Origin of the sequence: Tatumella sp. UCD-D_suzukii (assembly GCF_000611875.2) — a bacterium.
Classification (GTDB): domain Bacteria; phylum Pseudomonadota; class Gammaproteobacteria; order Enterobacterales; family Enterobacteriaceae; genus Tatumella; species Tatumella ptyseos.
The window spans coordinates 349,013-369,487 of sequence record NZ_JFJX01000053.1 but is presented as its reverse complement, the minus strand read 5'-3'; the positions used below and the strand labels follow the sequence as shown (position 1 = coordinate 369,487).

20 protein-coding genes are annotated in these 20,475 nt (G+C 53.8%); 7 read left to right on the top strand and 13 right to left on the bottom strand.

Going from position 1 to position 20,475, the window contains the following annotated elements:
- Positions 1-5: 5 nt before the first annotated feature.
- Positions 6-188 (bottom strand): YnbE family lipoprotein, encoded by a 183-nt coding sequence (locus CG67_RS11640; RefSeq protein WP_025903121.1) that lies wholly within the window; start codon positions 186-188, stop codon positions 6-8.
- Positions 175-2,799 (bottom strand): YdbH family protein, encoded by a 2,625-nt coding sequence (locus CG67_RS11635; RefSeq protein ID WP_025903120.1) that lies wholly within the window; start codon positions 2,797-2,799, stop codon positions 175-177. Before CG67_RS11635 ends, CG67_RS11640 begins: the two co-directional genes overlap by 14 nt.
- 182 nt (positions 2,800-2,981) lie before the next feature.
- On the opposite strand from CG67_RS11635, the gene CG67_RS11630 reads away from it, so the two are divergent.
- Positions 2,982-3,980: a 2-hydroxyacid dehydrogenase gene (locus tag CG67_RS11630; protein ID WP_025903119.1), complete on the top strand. Its 999-nt coding sequence runs from the start codon at positions 2,982-2,984 to the stop codon at positions 3,978-3,980.
- Between the two features lie 52 nt (positions 3,981-4,032).
- On the opposite strand, the gene CG67_RS11625 is transcribed toward CG67_RS11630, so the two are convergent.
- Positions 4,033-4,305, bottom strand: coding sequence for a DUF333 domain-containing protein (locus tag CG67_RS11625; RefSeq protein WP_025903118.1), 273 nt, complete (start codon positions 4,303-4,305; stop codon positions 4,033-4,035).
- 243 nt (positions 4,306-4,548) lie between these two features.
- Between CG67_RS11625 and CG67_RS11620 the strand changes: the two genes are divergently transcribed.
- Together CG67_RS11620 and CG67_RS11615 are read left to right on the top strand one after the other, a co-directional pair.
- Entirely contained in the window at positions 4,549-5,109 is a 561-nt protein-coding gene (locus CG67_RS11620) for a flavodoxin family protein (RefSeq protein WP_025903117.1), read from the top strand.
- A gap of 353 nt (positions 5,110-5,462) precedes the next feature.
- Positions 5,463-5,690 (top strand): hypothetical protein, encoded by a 228-nt coding sequence (locus tag CG67_RS11615; RefSeq protein ID WP_025903116.1) that lies wholly within the window; start codon positions 5,463-5,465, stop codon positions 5,688-5,690.
- Positions 5,691-5,794: 104 nt separating this feature from the next.
- Here the strand turns inward: CG67_RS11615 and ttcA are convergent, their stop codons facing one another.
- From ttcA to CG67_RS11600, 3 genes are all read right to left on the bottom strand, one after another.
- Entirely contained in the window at positions 5,795-6,688 is an 894-nt protein-coding gene (ttcA, locus tag CG67_RS11610) for a tRNA 2-thiocytidine(32) synthetase TtcA (protein WP_025903115.1), read from the bottom strand.
- 384 nt (positions 6,689-7,072) lie between these two features.
- Positions 7,073-8,056, bottom strand: coding sequence for a zinc transporter ZntB (zntB, locus tag CG67_RS11605; protein ID WP_025903114.1), 984 nt, complete (start codon positions 8,054-8,056; stop codon positions 7,073-7,075).
- 146 nt (positions 8,057-8,202) lie between these two features.
- On the bottom strand, positions 8,203-9,798 hold the full coding sequence (locus tag CG67_RS11600; RefSeq protein WP_235501134.1) for a peptide ABC transporter substrate-binding protein: 1,596 nt from the start codon (positions 9,796-9,798) through the stop codon (positions 8,203-8,205).
- Between the two features lie 245 nt (positions 9,799-10,043).
- Here CG67_RS11600 and tpx point away from each other — a divergent pair, with 245 nt between their 5' ends.
- Positions 10,044-10,547 (top strand): thiol peroxidase, encoded by a 504-nt coding sequence (gene tpx, locus CG67_RS11595; RefSeq protein ID WP_025903112.1) that lies wholly within the window; start codon positions 10,044-10,046, stop codon positions 10,545-10,547.
- Positions 10,548-10,604: 57 nt separating this feature from the next.
- Here tpx and tyrR read toward each other — a convergent pair whose 3' ends face one another.
- The 7 genes from tyrR to pspA all read right to left on the bottom strand — a co-directional run bounded on the left by tyrR (position 10,605) and on the right by pspA (position 16,384).
- Positions 10,605-12,179, bottom strand: coding sequence for a transcriptional regulator TyrR (gene tyrR, locus CG67_RS11590; RefSeq protein ID WP_025903111.1), 1,575 nt, complete (start codon positions 12,177-12,179; stop codon positions 10,605-10,607).
- Positions 12,180-12,335: 156 nt separating this feature from the next.
- Complete coding sequence (locus CG67_RS11585; RefSeq protein WP_025903110.1) at positions 12,336-13,424, bottom strand: YcjF family protein; 1,089 nt, start codon at positions 13,422-13,424, stop codon at positions 12,336-12,338.
- The gene (locus CG67_RS11580; RefSeq protein ID WP_025903109.1) at positions 13,421-14,818 is read right to left on the bottom strand and encodes a YcjX family protein; all 1,398 of its coding nucleotides are present in this window, start codon (positions 14,816-14,818) and stop codon (positions 13,421-13,423) included. Before CG67_RS11580 ends, CG67_RS11585 begins: the two co-directional genes overlap by 4 nt.
- The gene (locus tag CG67_RS11575; RefSeq protein ID WP_025903108.1) at positions 14,799-15,047 is read right to left on the bottom strand and encodes a phage shock protein PspD; all 249 of its coding nucleotides are present in this window, start codon (positions 15,045-15,047) and stop codon (positions 14,799-14,801) included. Before CG67_RS11575 ends, CG67_RS11580 begins: the two co-directional genes overlap by 20 nt.
- Before the next feature lie 32 nt (positions 15,048-15,079).
- Complete coding sequence (gene pspC / locus CG67_RS11570) at positions 15,080-15,442, bottom strand: envelope stress response membrane protein PspC (RefSeq protein ID WP_029990366.1); 363 nt, start codon at positions 15,440-15,442, stop codon at positions 15,080-15,082.
- The gene (gene pspB, locus CG67_RS11565) at positions 15,439-15,663 is read right to left on the bottom strand and encodes an envelope stress response membrane protein PspB (RefSeq protein ID WP_025903106.1); all 225 of its coding nucleotides are present in this window, start codon (positions 15,661-15,663) and stop codon (positions 15,439-15,441) included. Before pspB ends, pspC begins: the two co-directional genes overlap by 4 nt.
- Before the next feature lie 49 nt (positions 15,664-15,712).
- Positions 15,713-16,384, bottom strand: coding sequence for a phage shock protein PspA (gene pspA, locus CG67_RS11560; RefSeq protein ID WP_025903105.1), 672 nt, complete (start codon positions 16,382-16,384; stop codon positions 15,713-15,715).
- A gap of 184 nt (positions 16,385-16,568) precedes the next feature.
- Between pspA and pspF the strand changes: the two genes are divergently transcribed.
- From pspF to sapB, 3 genes are all read left to right on the top strand, one after another.
- Entirely contained in the window at positions 16,569-17,576 is a 1,008-nt protein-coding gene (pspF, locus tag CG67_RS11555) for a phage shock protein operon transcriptional activator (RefSeq protein WP_025903104.1), read from the top strand.
- Between the two features lie 185 nt (positions 17,577-17,761).
- Positions 17,762-19,390 carry an ABC transporter substrate-binding protein SapA gene (gene sapA / locus CG67_RS11550; protein ID WP_025903103.1) on the top strand — a complete coding sequence of 543 codons (1,629 nt, stop codon included), beginning with the start codon at positions 17,762-17,764 and terminating at the stop codon, positions 19,388-19,390.
- Positions 19,387-20,352, top strand: a complete 966-nt coding sequence (gene sapB / locus CG67_RS11545; RefSeq protein ID WP_025903102.1) for a putrescine export ABC transporter permease SapB — start codon at positions 19,387-19,389, stop codon at positions 20,350-20,352. Before sapA ends, sapB begins: the two co-directional genes overlap by 4 nt.
- Positions 20,353-20,475: the final 123 nt, after the last annotated feature.

The window sequence follows — 20,475 nt, the reverse complement described above, 5'->3', positions numbered from 1 at the left end:
GGCCGTTATTGCGAATTTTTTAACAGGCTATTGACGTCTTTATCTGCTTTTATCGTGATCTCATGGTCAATTTTGACATTCATATTGATAGTAATCGGTTCTTTGGGCGCAGCGACCTCAATACGCGGTGTACACCCGCCCAGGATCAGACCTGATATCAGGCAGATAAGCAGGTTACCGCTTTTCATCATTGTTTCTCTCCGTTTGCGGATACTTCAGTTGCTGCGATAACAGCGACTCTAAATTACTGCCAAAATTCAGACTCTCCCAGAGTCTGAAGATATTTTCCTGGTGAGTATAATTCAGATTAACCCGCTGATCATGATTACTGAAGCGGCTGGTTCCCTGAACGGTCGATTTCATGATCAGTTCACCGTCACTACTTAACTGTAACTTCGCCTGCGCACGACCGATCTCCATATACCGTAACCAGTCGACGGCTACGCCGGCCGCCATATTATTACTGGTAATGGCGTCAATCATCTCTTTATCGACCCGCAGGGTCAGAGGTCCGTCGTTACTGACCCACCCGTCACGAATGATATAGTGCGGGTCATTGACCCATAACGGCAACTCCCCGCTGACCAGGCCGGACATGGCTATTTTGCCGGGATGTAATGCCGTAATGAGCCTGCTCAGGTTGATTTTATCGGCTTTCAGCAGTGCTGCCTGCCGCTGCGGAAGCCTCAATTCAGCCAGGCTCAGTTTGCCGCCGGAAACCGACATACTGACATCCGATAACCGCAAGGGTTTCTCCTGACTCCAGGGATAGAACCCCTGCAGGCTGGCAGTGATCCCTGACAAACCTATCTGATCCACGATACGGTCGATGGTCAGACGGACAGGCTGACGGTAACCCAACTGCCAGCGCTGCTGCTGATAACGGAACGGTAAAGAAAAACCAGCCCCCTGTATCTGATTGTCCGGCGTCCAGGCACTGCCCTGAGTGATCACCCAGTGTCCGCCGGCCTGAAAGCCGCTGGTGGCCGAGGCGGAAAAGGCAGCCTGTGCCCGCATTTTTCCGCCGGTGATTTTCATTTTCATGTCCGGTGACAGCAACGGCTCGACAACGGCCAGTGGCTGAGAGGCCCACCATGCCTGACCCCGCAAACGCTCACCATCCCAGCGACCACGCAGTGCCAGTGGCCCGAGGGTTCCGGCGCTGAGACGCGCCTGATAGAGGAAATCCCCCGGGGAGGTTCCGGAGACCGAAAACGGCAGATGCAGTGCCGGCAGTCTGCCGCCATAACTGAAAAGTGTCTTCCCGGCCGTTAACGCAAATGCCCCTGCCAGTTTCGGAGCGTTCACCTGCCGGTGCCAGATCAACGGCGAGGTCAGTGTCAGACGCGGAGACACGACCCGTACGCCGCCGTACCTGAGTTGGTTAAAACCGGTCGACAATGTTTTAAGCGTGATCTGCGGCCCCTGCCAGTCACCGCTGCCCTGAAGATCCCAGGCGGCTTTAAAAGGTAACAGCACGCCGCTGCCCCAGTAACGCCATTGCCATTGCCCCTGATCCGGCCAGAAATTCCGGGCCTGACCGGCCAGTTGCAGACGATAGCGGCCGGAGGTGCGGTTGTGTACCTGTAATATGGCCTGTAAGGGTCCGTTAATCCCTGAAGCTGACAGATGTACCCCGGCCAGTGGCCAGCGCGCTTCATCGACCTGGAAGGTATCCAGCAATTGACCACGCATACGGAGTAAGGCGCCGCTCAGAAAGCGGATTTCGGGTCCGGTCAGCGGCCCGGTCAGCTGCGCCGGTAGCCGGGCAAAAAACTGTAATTCAGGGCTGTTTGCCGTGCCGGTCAGACGTAACGGTAGTGCGCTATCGGTCAGACTGAGTTTACCTGGCCCCAGACTGAGTACAACGTTCCCTTTACCGCCGTGACCGGAGGTTAAGGCATTCATTCGTCCGGAAATAACACTATTTTCCGGCCCTTCACGCCAGTGGCTGGCTTGCAGCGCAATCCCCCCCTGCAACGGCTGAGACGCAAAAGGCCACTGCCATTTGCCTTGCTGAATTTCAAGCAGTTGTGGCGTGGCCGTCCAGGGCAACTGTAACAAGGGTTCGGGGCTCTTCGGGGTCAGTACGTTCAGCACACCCTGCTGTTGCTGCCAGTGCAGCTCAAGGTGCAGCGGAAGACCGGTCAGAGATAGCTGCCCGTCCAGTTGCCCCCGCTCAGGCCATTGCCCGATTTTCGGGGCCAGCCCGACGGAGCCCTGCAGAGTAAGCGGCGGAGTTCCGCCCGGAGGTATCAATCGTAACCGGGTGATCGTCAGTGCCTGGCCATTAAGCACTGCGCTTAGCTGAAGATCATTGCTATCGTAGGTCAGTGCCTGCCGCTGTTGCTGGGTCGTCAGCGACAGACGTCCGGCATACTGACCCCAGGGCAGAATTTCCAGTTTATCGGCCTGCCAGTGACCGGCAGGCAGCAACGCCTGCCACTCCGCCAGTGTTTTTTCCGGCGCGGAGGAGGAAGAGGAGGAAGGAACCGTCGCCAGGCAGTCGGTATCAACCCGAACATCCGTGGCATGCCACTGCCATAAATGATCACGATAGCCCACAGAAAGGCCGTTCACGGAGACTGCCTGACAGTCCCCCGCCTGTAACGCTATCCCCGGGAAACTGAGGCTTCTGGTGTGCGGGCGAAAATGCCCGCTGAGCGTCAGACGTGTCCCTTCCGGCAGCCAGTGCTGTACGAGCGGCGGCAGCCAGACATCAATGGCAGCCACGGCCAGACCGGTGATCAGCACGACCGGGACGATAATCGCCAGGGCTGTTCGCCGTTTGTCTGTCATAGAAAATTCACCCTGTTCTCCCGGAGCCATCAGTGACACAACGCATTAATGATCCCGCTTTCGTCGTGCACGGGCCTATACTGAAATCAGCGAGTTACGTATTTGCGATACATAGTATGTAAGATTCTGGCAAAACGCTAATAACACCGGCATTCCCTGCAAAGTTACCCCGGAGATCCGTAATGAATATCGCCGTTTATAGCACGAAACACTATGATCAGCAGTCCCTGGAAAAAGCGAATCAGTCTTTTGGTTTTTCCTTCACTTTTTATGATTTCAAACTCGATCACCATACCGCCAAAACCGCACAAGGTTTTGACGCCGTCTGTATCTTCGTTAATGACCAGTGTTCTGCAGACGTCATTGAAGAACTGGCCGCCGGGGGCGTTCGCTTTATCGCCCTGCGGTGTGCGGGGTTCGATAATGTGGATCTGGCGGCCGCAGAAAGCCGGGGGATTCAGGTCGTGCGGGTGCCTGCCTATTCTCCGGAAGCGGTGGCAGAACACTCTGTCGCTCTTATGCTGGCCCTGAACCGTCATATTCACCGGGCCTGGCTCCGTACCCGGGATGCTAACTTTTCGCTGGAGGGCCTGACCGGCTTCACCATGCACGGAAAAACTGCCGGGATTGTGGGAACCGGGAAAATCGGGCTGGCAGCACTGCGTATTCTTAAAGGGTTCGGGATGCGATTACTGGCGTTTGACCCTTATCCGTCCGAAGAGGCTCTGGCGCTGGGCGTTGAATATACGGATTTTACCACTCTGCTGCGGGAATCCGACATTATCTCTCTCCACTGCCCGATGACACCGCAAAACCACCACCTGCTCGATGCCGCAGCATTCAGTAAAATGAAAGATGGCGTGATGATCATCAATACCAGCCGGGGCGGACTCATTGATTCACAGGCTGCCATAGCATCGCTGAAGCAACAAAAAATCGGCGCGCTGGGTATGGATGTGTATGAAAATGAACGGGATTTGTTCTTTGAGGACAACTCGAATGATGTTATTCAGGACGATATCTTCCGCCGGCTCTCCTCCTGCCATAATGTCCTGTTTACCGGGCATCAGGCCTTCCTGACCCGTGAAGCGTTGACCACCATAGCAGAAACCACACTGAGTAATCTGCAGGAGCTCTCCCTCGGCAGGAGCTGTACTCACAGAGTGAGTACCGGTCAATAAACTCTCCGCCATGGCGGAAAAGCAGCACCCTGCCGGTCAGGGTGCCATGCTGTTAACGGGCACAGTTACCATTGATCAGCGCAACTTCGCTGCAACGTTTGCCATTGCTTAACTCACACATGCCGATCCTGCTACCGTCCAGTTGTCGTGAATAGGCCAGAATACCGCCTGCACCTGCACAGTTGGACTCCGCCAGAGAAGACATCACCACGGGCTGGATATGTGCAGCCGTTGCCTGCTGTGGGGGTTCATTATCATCGTTATGGCTGCTGCAGGCAGAGAGTAAAACGGTGGCACTCACCAGCAACATTGCGGCTATTTTCATTCATCAGGCTCCGGGAGGTTGGACAGTTGGTTGCCCAGAATATGTCAGCGGCGACGGCGGGTCGATATCTGTTACTTTTTTTTACTAAATAAATCCCGCCATCCTCTCGTGGCATACCGCCTGTAAATTACCTGAATGTGCTGACTCCCCGGCTAATTTTTTGAATATCCGCCAGAGGCGCATTAGGATGATTGGGTTAACAATGGCGTTTAGCCGGCATAAAATATAATTCCTGAGGTGTTTATGACTAAGATTGCGATTATTTATCACAGCGGCTATGGACATACCGAAGAGATCGCCAAATCCGTGGAGTCCGGTGCAGCATCAGTGGCCGGGGTGACGACCACCCTGATCCCGGCGGAGAATGTCGGGTCATACTGGCAGTATCTGGAAGAAGAAGCCGATGCAATCATCTTCGGCTCCCCGACCTATATGGGCAGCGCCTCTGCCCCTTTCAAAGCCTTTATGGATGCCAGTTCAAAATACTGGGGAAAATGGCGGGATAAACTGGCCGCCGGATTTACCTGCTCCGCTTCCCACAGTGGTGATAAACTGGCAACGCTGCAGCAACTAAGTATTTTTGCTGCACAACACCAGATGGTATGGGTCAGCCTTGGGTTAATGCCTGGCAATAATAGCTCGAAAGGATCTGAAGATGATCTTAACCGCCTTGGCTCATTTTTAGGGGCCATGGCGCAGGCGGATGCCGATAAAGGCATTGAGGGGATTACTCAGTCAGATAAAGAGACTGCAAAAATCTTAGGTGCACGGGTCGCCCATGCCTCACTGCGGTGGAATAAATAGAGAAATACCGGGTGAAATAATTCACCCTCGTTTCCGGTAGTCATCCCCCGGTCCCGGCTGCGTTATACCCTGCCAGTCTGCGGACGCCTTTCCTGCTCAGCCTCGTGGTTAACCCGCCATCACGGGGCTGTTATCCGTTTCCCCGACAGAACTTTATTGTTATTCTTCATTGATAATCCCGGGCCTGATCCCCGGTCGCTGGTCACGGCTGACCACAGAGTATTTTTCCGGCAGGGAATATCAGGCCAAATCGTCATCCGCCATGACCAGCAGGTCATATGCGGGTGTCAGATAACACATCTGCTTCATCAGGTTTGTCGGCGGCTTATTCTGACGTGATAAGGAACGAAATAATGGATGGTTACGTAGCACTGAAAATTTGTGCAGCATCAGCCTCGGCGGCGTCGTTCTGGCTGGATTTCAGACCGAAAAAAAGAAAACAACATGCGGATCCGGTCATCGCATTAGCTGACGAAAACGAGCGTCACCAATGGCGATATGCCCGACGCGGCCTTCTGGCTGTCAGCGTTCTGGCCGGGGTTTGTCTGTTCTGGATAGTGATCAGCGGGCTGATCAGTTAGATTTGTGTCCGCCCCGCGGATAAGGCCAGGCGGACAACCTGCAGGATCACTGATGAATTGCCCCTTTTTATACCGGCAGACTGTCGTCTGTCAGGAGCATAGTCTCAGAGATTTGTGACATCGATATACAACGAATGGTCGATATTGGTTGAAGAAACGGTCGCTTCCGTAAATCCGTAAGCTTCACGTTCTCCTTCACGATCTAACGGCAGGTTTTCGAAGTCAAACAGTTCGCGATCCGCTAACTGACTCGGACTGACATTCTGTAAGGATTTAAAAACACTTTCCACACGGCCAGCATCTTTTTTATCCCACTCGCTCAGCATGCCTTTAATCGCCTGTCGCTGAAGATTTTCCTGAGAGCCACACAGATTGCAGGGAATGATCGGGAACGCTTTATGATCAGCAAAACGGATGAGATCCTTTTCGCGGCAGTAGGTCAGCGGACGGATCACCACATTACGGCCATCATCTGAACGCAGTTTCGGTGGCATCGCCTTCATCCTCGCCCCATGGAACATATTCAGAAACAGCGTTTCCACAATATCATCCATGTGATGACCAAGGGCAATTTTGGTGGCGCCGATCTTTTCGGCAAAGGAATAAAGTGTACCCCGACGCAGGCGCGAACACAGTCCGCAGGTCGTTTTACCTTCAGGGATCTTCTCTCTGACGACTGAGTAGGTATCTTTATCGACGATATAGTAAGGGATGTTAAGCTGCTCGAAATAGTCAGGCAGAATATGCTCCGGGAAACCCGGTTGTTTCTGGTCCAGGTTGACTGCAATCACTTCAAAGCTGACAGGAGCAACTTTTTGCAGGCTCAGCAGAATATCCAGCATGGCAAAAGAGTCCTTGCCACCACTCATGCAGGCCATTACCACATCATTTTCTTCTATCATCTGGTAATCGGTGATTGCATTGCCAACATTTCTCCGCAGACGCTTCTGGAGTTTGTTGAATTCGAGTGTGTCTTTTCTGGTATCGGTCTGATTCATAGGTTCTGTTCACCGCCGGGTGCTCCGGCCGTTTATTTCCTGGTTAAAAGCCTGCATGCATGGGCGCGGATTATACGGACTTTTACGCGAGGGGGAAATCACCTTTCAAAAGATATCGCAGAACAGAACAAAGATGCAGCAGAGGAGAGAACACGGTCAGGCACCGGTGAAAGGCGGCCGCGAGGTGGCAAAAAAAAACCGGCGTCACTAACGCCGGGGTCATAAGAATTAAATGTGCTATGCAGTAATTCAAAAGTAAGACAATGTGGAGCACAACGCCCATCGCTTGACGTTGCATTCACCTGCGGGAAGAAGTATCCGCGATTTTCGCCCGGCATACATTGACTCAGATCATTTTTATGATTATTAATCCAACCACATGATTTATAACCATTTGCGCTCTTTAAGGAACCAGGTCACACCCAGCGCAATCAGTACCAGAATCACACAAAACACAGCAAAGCCATCGTGCCATTGTCCGCCGGGAATCCCGCCCAGATTAACGCCGAACAGTCCGGTAAGGAAAGTCGCAGGGAGAAAAACCATCGCCAGCAGAGACATAATATAGGTTCTGCGGTTCATGGATTCTGTCAGCAAGGCATCGATTTCATCGGTCAGAACCGCGGTCCGTGCAATGCCCGCATCCAGATCTTCAAGTCCCCTGCCCAGCCGGTCTGAGATATCCTGCATCAGACGGCGCTGTGCCTCGTCCATCCAGGTAAATTTTTCACTGGCGATGCGCGCCAGCACATCCCGCTGAGGTGCCATGTAACGACGCATCACAATCAGTTGCTTACGCAGCAATGCCATTTCGCCCCGCGCCGGTGCCTGGCCTTCCATAAGCCCGTCTTCCATATCAATAATTTTATCGTGTAAATCTTCGATAAATTCACTGATATGATCCGTCAGTGAGTCGCAAAACTCCACCAGCCAGTCGCCCGCATTTTCCGGGCCGTTCCCCTGCCGGAGTTCACCCCAGACATCTTCCACCGCGGCTACTTTGCGTTTGCGGGTCGAAATGATTAATTTATCACTGATAAAAATTCTGACCGCCACCAGCTCGTCCGGACGGGCATGTTCATTAAAGTTGATACTGCGCAGAACGATGATAAAACCATCCGCCAGACGGCTCACCCTGGGGCGCATACTCTCACCGGCTAAAGCATCCCTTACGGAGTCCGGCAATAACGGAGTTTTCTGCAACCATCCGGCGCTGTTTTCCTGGGCATAATTCAGGTGCAGCCAGCAGGGGCGCTCGCAATTCACCATTTCAGTTTCACTGATAGGCAGCATTCCACCCTGCCCGTCTAACTGACAGGAAATAATCGCATCAGATATCTGCAGTTCTTTACCGTCGATGATGCTCACACATTCCCCTTAATTCTGTTTCCGGTAAATCAAAACCTGCATTGTAGTGTATTGATTACCATAATTTGCATTTAAAACGTAAAGGGGCATTACACAATGGCTGCCCCGTTCGATAATAATAGCCGGATAATCAGTCTGATAGGAAATTACCGCGCAGATTTCTCCGGCGGCTGTTCAATCCACATCTCACGACTGTAAGCCACATCTTCAGGATTATTGATCGGATAACCTTTGACCCGCGGGCTGATCAGACGTGCATTGGTGTACTGATAAATCGGGGCGATAGGTACCTCTTCGGCGATCATTTGCTCGGCCTTGTTATAGTCGCTGTTGCGGGCAGCTTCCGTGCGTTCGCGGGCCGCCCGGGCCAGCAGAGCATCGTATTGCGGGTTACTGAATCCGGAAATATTACCGCTGTTACCACGGGTCAGCAGCCCCAGGAAGGTAGAGGGTTCATTATAATCCGCTATCCAGGACGCCCGGATCACGTCGAAATTCCCCTGATTACGGCTGTCCAGATAGGTTTTCCACTCCTGATTCTGCAGAGTGACATCCACCCCCAGGTTTTTCTTCCACATTGAGGCGATGGCAATGGCAATTTTCTGATGCACTTCTGCCGTATTGTACAACAGCGTCAGATGCAGCGGTCTCCCCGGCCCATAGCCCGCAGAGGCCAGCAGTGATTTGGCCTGCGCATTCAGTTCCTGCTGTGTGTGCTGCTGAATATAGAGCGGTTGCGGATGAAACCCCTGTGTTCCGACCGGGGTGAAACCCCAGGCGGGTTTTTCACCGGTTCCCAGCACCTTATCGGCAATCACCTGTCTGTCGATACTCCACGACAAAGCCCGTCGGACTCTGACGTCTGCCGTCGGGCCTTTACGGGTATTAAACGCATAGTAATAGGTGCCGAGCTGCATCGGGGTATACACCTGGCCGGGCAATTCTTTCTTCAGCAAACGATACATGTTTTTCGGGAAAGACTCGGTGATATCGATATTCCCTGCACGGTAACGCTGAGTCGCTGCAGACTCCTCATTGATCGGGACAAAGGTAACTTTATTCAGCACCGTATGGGTGTTATCCCAGTAATCCTTATTTCTGACCAGCACGATTTTTTCATTCACCACCCGCTGCTGTAACTGATACGCCCCGTTGCCCACCAGTTCCCCCGGCTGCGTCCAGTCATTTTTAGCGCTACGGATAACGTCCCGCGGGACCGGGAACAGGCAGACATTGGCGACCAGTGAAGGGAAATAAGCCACTGGATGATCCAGTGTCACTTTCAGATGCCAGGCATCAATCGCAGTGACGCCCAGTGAAGACGGCGGCTTTTCTCCGCGGGTGATCGCTCCGGCATTTTCAATACCGCCCAGCGCCGCAAACCAGGCAAAAGGGGAACGTTGTGCCGGGTCCACCAGACGCTGCCAGCTATAGACAAAATCGGCGGCAGTCACGGGTTTACCGTCTGACCAGCGGGCATCCCGGCGCAGAGTAAATATCCAGGTTTTATTGTCGTTACTCTGCCAGCGTTCAGCGACACCCGGCACAATGTTGCCGGTACTGTCCTGGTTCGTCAGGCCTTCAAACAGGTCACGGATCACCTGCATTTCCGGTAATCCCACCGCCTGTGCCGGGTCGAGTGACGCCGGCTCATCTTTTATTTGCCGGACAATTTCCTGCCGGGCCGCTAAGTGCGCGCCGGGGGGCAGTGTCGCCGCCAGACACTCGGTCGCGGGCATCATCGCCAGGGCCAGCGCGGAAAGCCTGTACCAGTTAACCATATGTGCTCCCTCTTGTTTTTCGTTCCTCTGGCCTGATATCAGGCAGGCTGCCCCTTTCACGGCCAGACAGAGATGATATTTATACGGCAATATACCGTCCCTGCTCGTAAAAGGGTGCAAAATATGGGATAAATTAGGGGTTCACTTGCACTGTACGCTATTGAAGTGCGTCGCAGTCACTCACAAATGATGATAAGGAATCGCTGATGTCTCAGACTATCAATTTTAAAGGGCAGCCAATTGCCATCGCGGGTCAGTTTCCGGCTAAAGGCAGCGTTGCTCCTGACTTCACCCTGGTGACGAAAGATCTGAGTGATGTCTCACTGGGAGACTATGCCGGAAAACGTAAGGTACTGAACATCTTCCCGAGTATCGATACCAGTACCTGTGCAACCTCGGTACGTAAATTTAATCAGCTGGCCTCAGACATCACCAATACGGTTGTGTTGTGTATCTCTGCTGACCTGCCGTTTGCACAAAGTCGTTTCTGCGGCGCTGACGGCCTGGACAATGTGATCACACTGTCGGCATTCCGTGGCAGTGACTTTAAAAATGATTACGGTGTCGAAATCCTTGAAGGCCCGCTGAAAGCACTGAGTGCACGTGCTGTGGTGGTGCTGGACGAAAATAATACTGTGCTGCATGCAGAACTGGTTGAAGAAATCGCGCAGGAACCTGACTACGACGCAGCCCTGGCTGTGCTGAAGTAAGTTCCGCTCAGCAGGCCCGCCTCCTGACGGGCCTGCTGTCTCGCGGCTGATCCGGGGTTATCCGGCCTCGTCTTCACCGGCCCCTTTTTTATTCAGCCCGTATTCACGAAGTTTGTTGGCGATAGCCGTATGTGACACTCCCAGTCGTTTCGCCAGCTTACGGGTACTCGGATAATGGCTGTAGAGACGAACCAGTACCGCGCGTTCATATCGCCCGGTAATATCGTCCAGAGACCCCTCCAGATTGTCATCCATGGGTAATTCATGCTCCGCCTGCTCCGGCAGGATAATATCCTTAGGACGAAGTTCATCACCTTCCAGCTGCGCCATGGCCCGGTACAGGGTATTTTTCAACTGTCGTACATTGCCAGGCCAGCTATATCGTGAAAGATAACCGGCCAGTTGTGGCGAAATCGACGGGGCTGCCCCTCCCTGTTCATCTGCATAACGTGAGACAAACATCTCTGTTAATGGCTGAATATCGCGGGCGTGTTCGCGTAAAGGCGGAATACTAAGCGTCAGTACATTCAGGCGGTAAAAAAGATCCTCGCGAAACTCCCCCCGGCTGACCAGTTCCTGCAGGTTTTTTTGCGTGGCGCAAATGACCCTGACATCGACGTGCACCTCATGCTCTTCACCGACCCGACGGAAGGTTCCGTCATTCAGGAAGCGGAGTAATTTGGTCTGCATACGCGGGGACATTTCGCCGATTTCATCAAGTAATACCGAGCCCCCGTTGGCCTGTTCGAAAAATCCTTTTTTATTCTCCAGTGCATTCGGGTAAGCCCCGGCAGCATGGCCAAACAGTTCACTTTCGGCGACATCATCCGGCAGAGAGGCACAATTCAGCGCCAGGAAAGGCTGAAGATGACGGTGACTTCGCTGGTGACACGCTCTGGCAAGCATATCTTTGCCGGTTCCGGTCTCACCGGTGATCAGCAAAGGCGCATCATGGACGGCCAGTTTTCTGGCCTGATTCAGTAACTGACGCATTTTCGGGCTGGCTGCCACAATGTGTTCAAAACCGCAGTTATCAGTCATGTTAATACGCTGAAGCTGGTGGCCCATTCTCGCCGTGGATTTCAGCATGATCATGGCACCGACCGGCTGGATCTGCTGTTCCAGCTCACCCGGAAGATAGATGGGCAGAATTTCCATCAGGAAATCCCGGCCCTGGATCACCACATGTCGGGTAACAGAAGTGACAATGTCACTTTCCGGCCAATGGGAAAGCTCTCTGTCTTCAATCAAATGCCCGATTGGCGAGTGATACATCCTCTGTTCGTCCAGACCAAACAGCGTCTGTGCTGCCGGATTAGCCAGCTCAATACGTCCTTTCAGGTCGATAGAAAGGACCGGCTCAGGCATGGCCTCCAGTAAGGAAGTCAGTACCCGGCGCTCGCGCTCTGAGGGCATATCCGTGACAGTACGCACATCCGTCACCCCGGGCGTCCGGCGTATTTCGGCCATCAGCGAACTAAATTCTTCGAAAGCTATCGCACTGAAACGCAGATACAGGCGTTCAAGGGCCACGATTTCAATACCGTATAAATCGATATTCCGCGCGACCAGCAGATCCAGCAATTCACGGACCAGCCCCTGTCTGTCTTTACAGAAAATTTCCAGGCGCATCAATATTTTCCCGACCATCATAATAATGAGTCATCATACCGCGTCAGCCGGAGGAGCTGAAGGGCTCTGGCAGGAAAAGTTGACACTCCGGGCTGAGCGGAACCCCGGCCCCGGCAGGATGCCGGGGCCGGCTGTCGGAAAACCGCGCGGACAGGGTTATCCGGCCGTACGTTCCTTGTTTTTATCCCGTGTGTGATCGGAGGGTTTTTTCTTCAGGGTATCGCGCAACTGGCTAAAAAGTTCAGTTCTGAAATCCCCGAGCCGGGGTTTATCCCCGTCAATCCAGGGGAGCGGGCGGCAGAGTTCCATCGCTTTAATGCCCAGCCGGGCCGTCAGCAGACCGGCACCGATCCCCTGAGCCGCCCGGGCCGACAACCGGCCCATGAGATCCTGAGACATCCAGTCCACACCCACCTCACGCACAAGCTCACTGGCACCGGCAAAGGCAATATTGAACAGTACCCCCCGGAACAGACGTATCCGGCTGAAATAGCCCAGCTCAATGCCATAAATACGGGCTATCTGGTTAATCATTCGGATGTTACGCCAGGCAATAAAAAACATATCGGCCATCGCCAGCGGACTGACGGCAATAATCACCGCAGACTCCGCTGCATAACGGCTAATCTTCTCGCGGGCTTGTTTATCCGCGATGGGTTGTACCCATGAGGCATAGAGCGTCATGGTCTCCCGATCATTGTGCGTTTCCTGCAGAGATGTCTGCCAGCGACGGAAGGCAGGATGCGCCTCGCCGATCCCACTGCGCGCCGCCAGTTGTTCACAGAAGGCTTTCGCTTTACCGGTTCCGTGGCTGTTAAGTAATTCGCAAGCCTCATCGCGTTCCTGCGCCCGGTGTCTCAGCCGGTATAAACGGTAGCCTTCGCTGACCAGGCTCGCGGCGCCGGCAAACAGTACCAGCCCGAGAGAAAGGGTTCCGCCAAGAGCTATCCAGTCACGCTGATGCCAGGCATCCGTCAGCCATTGCCCGGTCCGGGCGATGACGGTCATGAAGAAGATCACCAACCCGAGCATAAAAAGCCGCCACCGGAACGACTTTCGTGGCCGCAATGCACCGTTAAGTACAATTTCCTCAGCAACCACGTCCTCTTCTTCTGCCGGATCCGGTGAGGCGGTAAATTCCCCCTCCCCCGGGTCAAAATACCGCGCTTCACGCAACGGTTCCGCCGTGCCGGTATCCTGCGGGGGGAAATCGATCCTCGGTTTTAGCGGAGTATCGTCACTCATCGTAATTTGTCTCCGAGTAAAAATTCCAGCGCACTGTCCATACGGATATGGGGAAGCGGCCGGTCACTGTCCATGACCGGCGGTCTGAAGGCTTCAAAACGAAAGCCGCCGTTCTGCCAGAAGGCATCAGCCGGGAAACGGGCCGGAACATCGCCCGGATAGAACGTCAGCGGACTGCCATCAGAAAGACGATGTCCACGCAAAGCAGGAAAACGCTGCTGCTGGTGCATCATCGTCCCCGCGCCGGTAGCGCGCACTGACGACAATGCAACACAGTCCATTTTGATGCCCTCGAAGGCTGCCTGCTGCCACGCCTCCTGCACCATCTGTCGTAACAGCGAGACCAGACTGGCATGCTGATCGGTCGTGATATGGTCAGCTTTGGTCGCGGCAAACAGCAGCTTATCGATGACCGGAGAAAACAGGCGCCTGAGCAGTGTGCGCTGACCGTAGTGAAAACTTTGCATCAGTTGTGTCAGGGCCATCCGCATATCATTGAAAGCCTCAGGTCCGCTGTTCAGCGGCTGCAGACAGTCCACCAGCACGATCTGCCGGTCGAATTTTACAAAGTGTTCTTTATAAAACCGTTTAACCACATGCTGACAGTAATAATGATATCTGGCCTGCAACATGCCGTAATTGCTGTTTTTATCGGCCTTACTCAGCGCGGCCCTGTCATCGTCCGGGCCGACCGGCCAGGGAAAGAACTGTAATGCCGGAGCGCCGGCCATCTCACCCGGCATAACGCAGCGGCCCGGCTGAATAAAATGTAACCCGTGGTGTTTGCAGTCATGAAGATACGCCGTCCAGGCGTGAGAGATATCCGCCAGCTGGTTCTCATCGGCAGGCGCAAAAGGGTCCAGCGACGCCGTCAGTTGCCGCCATCGGGCAGCCAGCGCCGCGCGCTCTCCGTGCAGCAGTCCGGTCATCTGCTCTGACCAGCTAAAAAAGTCCTGTGCCAGCATCGGTAAATCCAGCAGCCACTCGCCGGGATAATCAATAATTTCCAGATACAGCGTTGAGGTTTCTTTCAGATAACGGAGCAATGAGTCCTGTGAGCGGTAACGAAGCGCCAGCCGCATTTCACTGATCCCCCGGGTCGGTGTCGGCCAGGCCGGCGGGGAATCGAAAAGCTGAGCAAGGCCCCGGTCATAACTGAAACGGGCAATTCCCATATCGCGTTGGGGGACTCGCCGGACGCCCAGCAATCGTTCGTCCCGGACCACGGAAAAAAGCGGCAATGCCGCGCCGTTATGAACATTAATTAACTGATTAACCAGTGAGGTAATAAAAGCGGTTTTGCCGCTACGGCTCAGGCCGGTAACGGCCAGGCGCAGGTGCTTATCCGCCCCGCGCTGTACCAGTGATGCAATCTCATTTTGCAGTCTCTTCATGCTTTTCCCTGAATAGGCGAGCCGACATTTTTTTCATTATTGCAGACAATGCCGGTTCCAGCACCATCGCCAGGACAATACGTACCGGCTTACGGGCGACGCGATTCAGTACCCGGGCACTGAGGCCGGCGGGTGTACGACTGATAGCGGTGATCAGGACAAATTTCAACACAGATTTAAGCACAGGTACTCCACGTTGCCATGCATTCTGCTGTCCGGTGTTTTTCATCGTTAACCTCTTAGCTGTGAACGGCGCACCGTTTACAGTTGCCTGAAACGGCTGCGCACTGAAAATGTTTCCGACGTGACGTAGCGTTCGATATCACGCAAACGCCGTTCATTCCGGCCTGTTTCGCTTTCCAGAACCTCCAGTAATGCAGACGCATCCGGTGCCGTAGTATCCTCCCCGTCGGCGGAGAGTGGCCTTTTTTCCAGAAAGTACCCCAGCGAAAAGTAGACCACTACCGTGATCATGAACAGGCCGATAAATAAAGAAATGATGACCATAATACGGATCAGTGTCACCGGGACATTCAGGTATTCGCTCAGCCCTGCGCATACCCCCATCAGTTTACCCTGCTGCGGGTCACGCCATAATTTACGTGATGACAACCCTGGGTTCATTGCGGCTGCCTCCATTGCGGATTTTCCGCATCAAGGATCGCTTCCAGCGCATCAATGCGCTCACGCATACGCCGGACATCCTGCGTCGCCTGTTGCAAGCGTTCCATCTCCTGCGACGAGAGTTCGTTACCCCGTTTATTGTAGTGCAGCCATAACCAGACAGGCGCAACAAACAGGACAAAAATGGTCAGTGGAACCATAAAAAGAATGACGGCACTCATGAATTCTCCTTACTGAGTCGCGTTAAAGGCAGAAAGCCATGATCGGGCATTACTGCCCGTCGGTACGCTGCATTTTTTCTTTCAGTGCAGCAAGTTGCTGGCTTATCTCATCATCTGTTTTCAGGCTGGCAAACTGGCTTTCCAGCGACTGTGGCTTACCGAAACGCTGACTTTCGGCTTCGGCTTCCATATGGTCAATCCTGCGCTCAAACGACTCAAACCGGGCCATCGCCTGGTCCATCTTTCCGCTATCCAGCTGGCGACGGACATCCCGGGAGGCAGAAGCCGCCTGATGACGTAATGTCAGGGCCTGCTGACGGGCGCGGGTTTCAGTCAGTTTATTCTCAAGTTCGGTGATTTCGGTTTTCATCCGGTTCAGACTTTCTTCTGTCTGTGCAATTTCCTGCTGCAATGCCTCAATCACCCCGTTGAGTTTCTGTTTTTCCTGCAGCGCGGCCCGGGCCAGATCTTCTTTCTCTTTACGGATAGCCAGTTCTGCTTTTTCCTGCCACTCCCGGGACTGAGCCGTTGCCTGCTCAATGCGGCGGCTTAACTGTTTTTTCTCCGCCAGTGCCCGCGCGGAGGTGGTGCGGACTTCAATCAGGGTGTCTTCCATTTCCTGAATCATCAGTCTTACCATTTTTTGCGGGTCTTCCGCCCGTTCCAGTAACGAATTGATATTGGCATTCACAATGTCGGTAAAGCGCGAAAAAATACCCATAAGGACTCTCCTGAAAGCTGCCGGTATTCCCGGCGAAAATTATTTCACACAAAATCATGTGGCATAATCAGTATTGCAAGCGGCGTGCCAGTTTTTAAGATGATGATTTATAATGCTTTGTTTTTATTGCCCTGATTCCCTGCGCCTGTAGAATGGTGATATTCATCACTAAGTGGTTATATTCATCATGGAACAACGGGATCCTCTGTCAGGAGAAGCGAATAATTTTCTCGCTATGCTTGAGCAGGTTTCGGCTCTGGCGGTGCTGAATAAACCTGTGCTGGTCATCGGTGAACGAGGTACCGGTAAGGAACTGATTGCCAATCGTCTTCATTACCTCTCCCCGCGCTGGGCTGGCCCTTTTATTTCCCTTAACTGCGCCGCACTGAACGAGAATCTGCTGGACTCGGAACTGTTCGGGCATGAGGCCGGTGCCTTCACCGGCGCCCGTACCCGTCATCAGGGCCGCTTCGAACGGGCCGATGGTGGCACCCTGTTTCTGGATGAACTCGCCACTGCGCCTATGCAGGTCCAGGAAAAATTACTGAGAGTCATTGAGTACGGCCAGCTGGAGCGCGTTGGCGGCAGCCAGCCACTGCAGGTCAATGTCAGACTGATCTGCGCGACCAATGAAGATCTTCCGGCCCGTGCCGCCAGCGGTCAGTTCCGTGCCGATTTACTGGATCGCCTGGCATTCGATGTGGTAAATATTCCTCCGCTACGCGAGCGGCAGTCCGATATTCTGCTGCTTGGCGAGCAGTTTGCCATCCAGATGTGCCGGGAGCTGGGGTTCCCCCTTTTCCAGGGGTTCACCGAAAAGGCCCGTCAGCAGTTACTGAACTGGGACTGGCCGGGTAATGTGCGTGAACTGAAAAATGTCATCGAACGTTCTGTTTACCGCCATCACTCAAGCGAAGAGATGCTTGACCGGATTATTTTTAATCCATTCCGTCCCGAATTTTCGCCCGGCGAGGAACTGAAGAAAGTGCCTGAAAGTTCTCTGCCATTCAGCGCCGAACCTGAACTGCCTCTTGACCTCAGAGGATGGCAGCACCGGCAGGAACGTGCGCTGGTCGAATACAGTCTGCGGACACACCACTTCCATCAGCGTAAAGCCGCCGCTGCCCTTGGCCTGACTTATCACCAGCTTCGTGCTCTGATCAAAAAGCATCAGATACCGGTCAGTCGCTGATCCTGCCCCGGAGCCGTCATCAGAATAATGCCGGCCCGGGCCAACGTCTGCGCCGGGTCACCACCGGTGATGTGTTTCACGGTAAGGAGCCTCCGGGACTTCTCCTGAGGGACAAATACTAAAGTTGGGGTCACTGCCGGGTTTACGGTACACTTCAGGTAATCTGTAAATAATCTTTGAGTACTATGCTGAAATTATATTCCGCGTTGTGTCTTGGCGTCGCTCTGCTCTGCAACACTGCATCTGCGTCAGTAACACCTGATATCCGGCAGAATGGCTTCGTTTACTGTGTAAACGGCGTGCTGAATACCTTTAACCCGCAATTGGCCAGTAGCGGACTGACCGTGGATACACTGGCGGCCCAGTTATATGACAGTTTGCTGGGTGTGGATCCCTATACCTATCGGCTGACGCCTGAACTGGCTTCCGGGTGGGATGTAAAAGATGGCGGCGCGACCTATATTTTTCATCTTCGCCATCATGTCAGTTTTCAGAAAACGGCATGGTTTACACCGCACCGCGCCATGGATGCTGATGATGTTGTTTTCAGCTTTTCACGTATATTCGACCGCAATAACCCCTGGCATGACATTGGCGGCGGCAGCTACCCCTATTTTGACAGTCTGAAGTTTCCGGATAACGTCAAAAGCATCAAAAAGCTGGATAATTACACCGTTGAAATACAGCTGACACATCCGGATGCCTCGTTCCTCTGGCACATTGCCACCCATTACGCTCCGATACTGTCCAAAGAATACGCTGATCAGCTGACAGCCAGCGGTCATGAAGAGCAGATGGATCGTCAGCCGGTGGGGACCGGACCTTTCCAGTTGAGCGAATATCGTTCCGGCCAATTTATTCGTCTGGCACGGAATCCGGATTACTGGAAAGGGATCCCCCGCATGCAGCAGGTGGTGATCGATATCGGTGCGGGTGGTACGGGCCGTTTATCTAAACTTCTGACCGGCGAATGTGATGTTCTGGCCTATCCTGCCGCCAGCCAGCTGACCATTTTGCGGGATGACCCGCGCCTGCGGATGACCCTGCGCCCCGGCATGAACATCGCCTATCTGGCATTTAATACCCGTAAACCGCCGCTGGATAATCCCGCTGTCAGAAAAGCACTGGCGCTGGCAATCAATAATGACCGGCTGATGTCTTCTATCTATTATGGTACCGCAGAAACGGCAGCCTCTATTCTGCCCCGGGCATCCTGGGCTTATGACAGCCAGGCAACCGTCTCTGACTATAATCCGGCGAAAGCGATACAGGCACTGAAGCAACTGAACGTGCATGACCTGCATCTCAGATTAATGGTGCCGACCGCCTCACAGCCCTGGAACCCCAGCCCGCTGAAAACGGCGGAACTCATCCAGGCCGATTTGGGCCGTATCGGGGTGACTGTCAGCATTATTCCTGTAGAGGGGCGTTTTCAGGAAGCGCAGTTAATGTCGCTCAATCATGACCTGACGCTCGCGGGATGGTCGACCGACAGTAATGACCCGGACAGTTTCTTCAGGCCACTACTCAGTTGTGCCGCGATAAGCTCTGCCACCAACTATGCCCACTGGTGTGACCCGGCCTTTGATACGCTGCTCCATCAGGCACTCACGTCACAACAGTTGGCGGAGCGTATCGACCGTTACTCCCGGGCACAACAAATGCTGACCGATCAGCTCCCGGTACTGCCGCTGGCATCTTCACTGCGCTTGCAGGCTTACCGCTACGATATCAAAGGGCTGATCCTGAGTCCGTTTGGTAATACTTCCTTTGCCGGCGTCTATCGGGATGATTCTGAGGATAACGCTCCATGATTATTTTTATTCTGCGCCGCCTTGTCCTGCTGGGGATCACGCTGTTTCTGCTGTCGCTGGTCGCCTTCAGCCTGAGTTATTTTACCCCGCACGCCCCCCTGGAAGGCGCTTCGCTGGGCGATGCCTGGTGGTTCTGGTTCAAAAGTATGCTGCAACTGGATTTCGGCGTGTCCAGTGTTAACAGCCAGCCAATCACAGACCAGCTGAAAGAAGTGGTCCCGGCCACCCTGGAATTATGCGTACTCGCTTTCCTGCTGGCACTGCTGCTGGGGATCCCGCTGGGGATCACCGCGGCAGTCATGCGTAAAAAGTGGCAGGATAAACTGATCAGCGCCCTCGCCTTAGTCGGCTTTTCGGTGCCGGTGTTCTGGCTGGCGCTGTTGCTGACCCTGTTTTTCTCTCTGACCCTCGGCTGGTTGCCAGTCTCCGGGCGACTGGACCTGCTCTATCCTTTGCAACATGTGACCGGTTTTGTCCTCATCGATGCCTGGTTGTCAGACTCACCCTGGCGGCATGAGATGTTGCTGAATATTCTCTGCCACCTGATATTACCGGTAGTCACCCTGGCGGTGGCGCCGATGACCGAAGTCATCCGCCTTGTCCGTAACAGTACACTGGATATACTGGAAAAGAACTATGTTAAAGCTGCAGTAACCCGCGGCTTATCCCGCGTGACGGTGATCCGTCGTCATGTCCTGCACAATGCGTTGCCACCGGTGATCCCGCATCTGGGGTTACAGTTCTCTACCATGCTGACACTGACGATGATAACCGAGGTGGTATTTAACTGGCCGGGGCTGGGACACTGGCTCATTGGGGCCATCCGTCAGCAGGATTATGCAGCGATTTCTGCCGGCGTGATGGTCATCGGCACCATGGTGATGCTGGTGAATGTGCTTTCCGATATTATCGGCGCGGCACTGAACCCGCTAAAACATAAAGAATGGTATGCCCTGCGTTAAACTGAATTCCCGGGGAAGCTTTCCCGGGAATAGCCCTGAATGCCGGTCACTGGCTTCAGGGTGAAAGCGTAGTTACCCTTATCACTGCACAGGCCCAAATATTGCCGGGACATCGTTAACCCG

What these genes read in the sequence shown, in the direction of transcription:
- CG67_RS11640 (WP_025903121.1), bottom strand. Translation starts at nt 188, where the DNA reads ATGAAAAGCGGTAACCTGCTTATCTGCCTGATATCAGGTCTGATCCTG.
- CG67_RS11635 (WP_025903120.1), bottom strand. Translation starts at nt 2,799, where the DNA reads ATGACAGACAAACGGCGAACAGCCCTGGCGATTATCGTCCCGGTCGTG.
- CG67_RS11630 (WP_025903119.1), top strand. Translation starts at nt 2,982, where the DNA reads ATGAATATCGCCGTTTATAGCACGAAACACTATGATCAGCAGTCCCTG.
- CG67_RS11625 (WP_025903118.1), bottom strand. Translation starts at nt 4,305, where the DNA reads ATGAAAATAGCCGCAATGTTGCTGGTGAGTGCCACCGTTTTACTCTCT.
- CG67_RS11620 (WP_025903117.1), top strand. Translation starts at nt 4,549, where the DNA reads ATGACTAAGATTGCGATTATTTATCACAGCGGCTATGGACATACCGAA.
- CG67_RS11615 (WP_025903116.1), top strand. Translation starts at nt 5,463, where the DNA reads ATGGATGGTTACGTAGCACTGAAAATTTGTGCAGCATCAGCCTCGGCG.
- ttcA (WP_025903115.1), bottom strand. Translation starts at nt 6,688, where the DNA reads ATGAATCAGACCGATACCAGAAAAGACACACTCGAATTCAACAAACTC.
- CG67_RS11600 (WP_235501134.1), bottom strand. Translation starts at nt 9,798, where the DNA reads ATGATGCCCGCGACCGAGTGTCTGGCGGCGACACTGCCCCCCGGCGCG.
- tpx (WP_025903112.1), top strand. Translation starts at nt 10,044, where the DNA reads ATGTCTCAGACTATCAATTTTAAAGGGCAGCCAATTGCCATCGCGGGT.
- tyrR (WP_025903111.1), bottom strand. Translation starts at nt 12,179, where the DNA reads ATGCGCCTGGAAATTTTCTGTAAAGACAGACAGGGGCTGGTCCGTGAA.
- CG67_RS11585 (WP_025903110.1), bottom strand. Translation starts at nt 13,424, where the DNA reads ATGAGTGACGATACTCCGCTAAAACCGAGGATCGATTTCCCCCCGCAG.
- CG67_RS11580 (WP_025903109.1), bottom strand. Translation starts at nt 14,818, where the DNA reads ATGAAGAGACTGCAAAATGAGATTGCATCACTGGTACAGCGCGGGGCG.
- CG67_RS11575 (WP_025903108.1), bottom strand. Translation starts at nt 15,047, where the DNA reads ATGAAAAACACCGGACAGCAGAATGCATGGCAACGTGGAGTACCTGTG.
- pspC (WP_029990366.1), bottom strand. Translation starts at nt 15,442, where the DNA reads ATGAACCCAGGGTTGTCATCACGTAAATTATGGCGTGACCCGCAGCAG.
- pspB (WP_025903106.1), bottom strand. Translation starts at nt 15,663, where the DNA reads ATGAGTGCCGTCATTCTTTTTATGGTTCCACTGACCATTTTTGTCCTG.
- pspA (WP_025903105.1), bottom strand. Translation starts at nt 16,384, where the DNA reads ATGGGTATTTTTTCGCGCTTTACCGACATTGTGAATGCCAATATCAAT.
- sapA (WP_025903103.1), top strand. Translation starts at nt 17,762, where the DNA reads ATGCTGAAATTATATTCCGCGTTGTGTCTTGGCGTCGCTCTGCTCTGC.
- sapB (WP_025903102.1), top strand. Translation starts at nt 19,387, where the DNA reads ATGATTATTTTTATTCTGCGCCGCCTTGTCCTGCTGGGGATCACGCTG.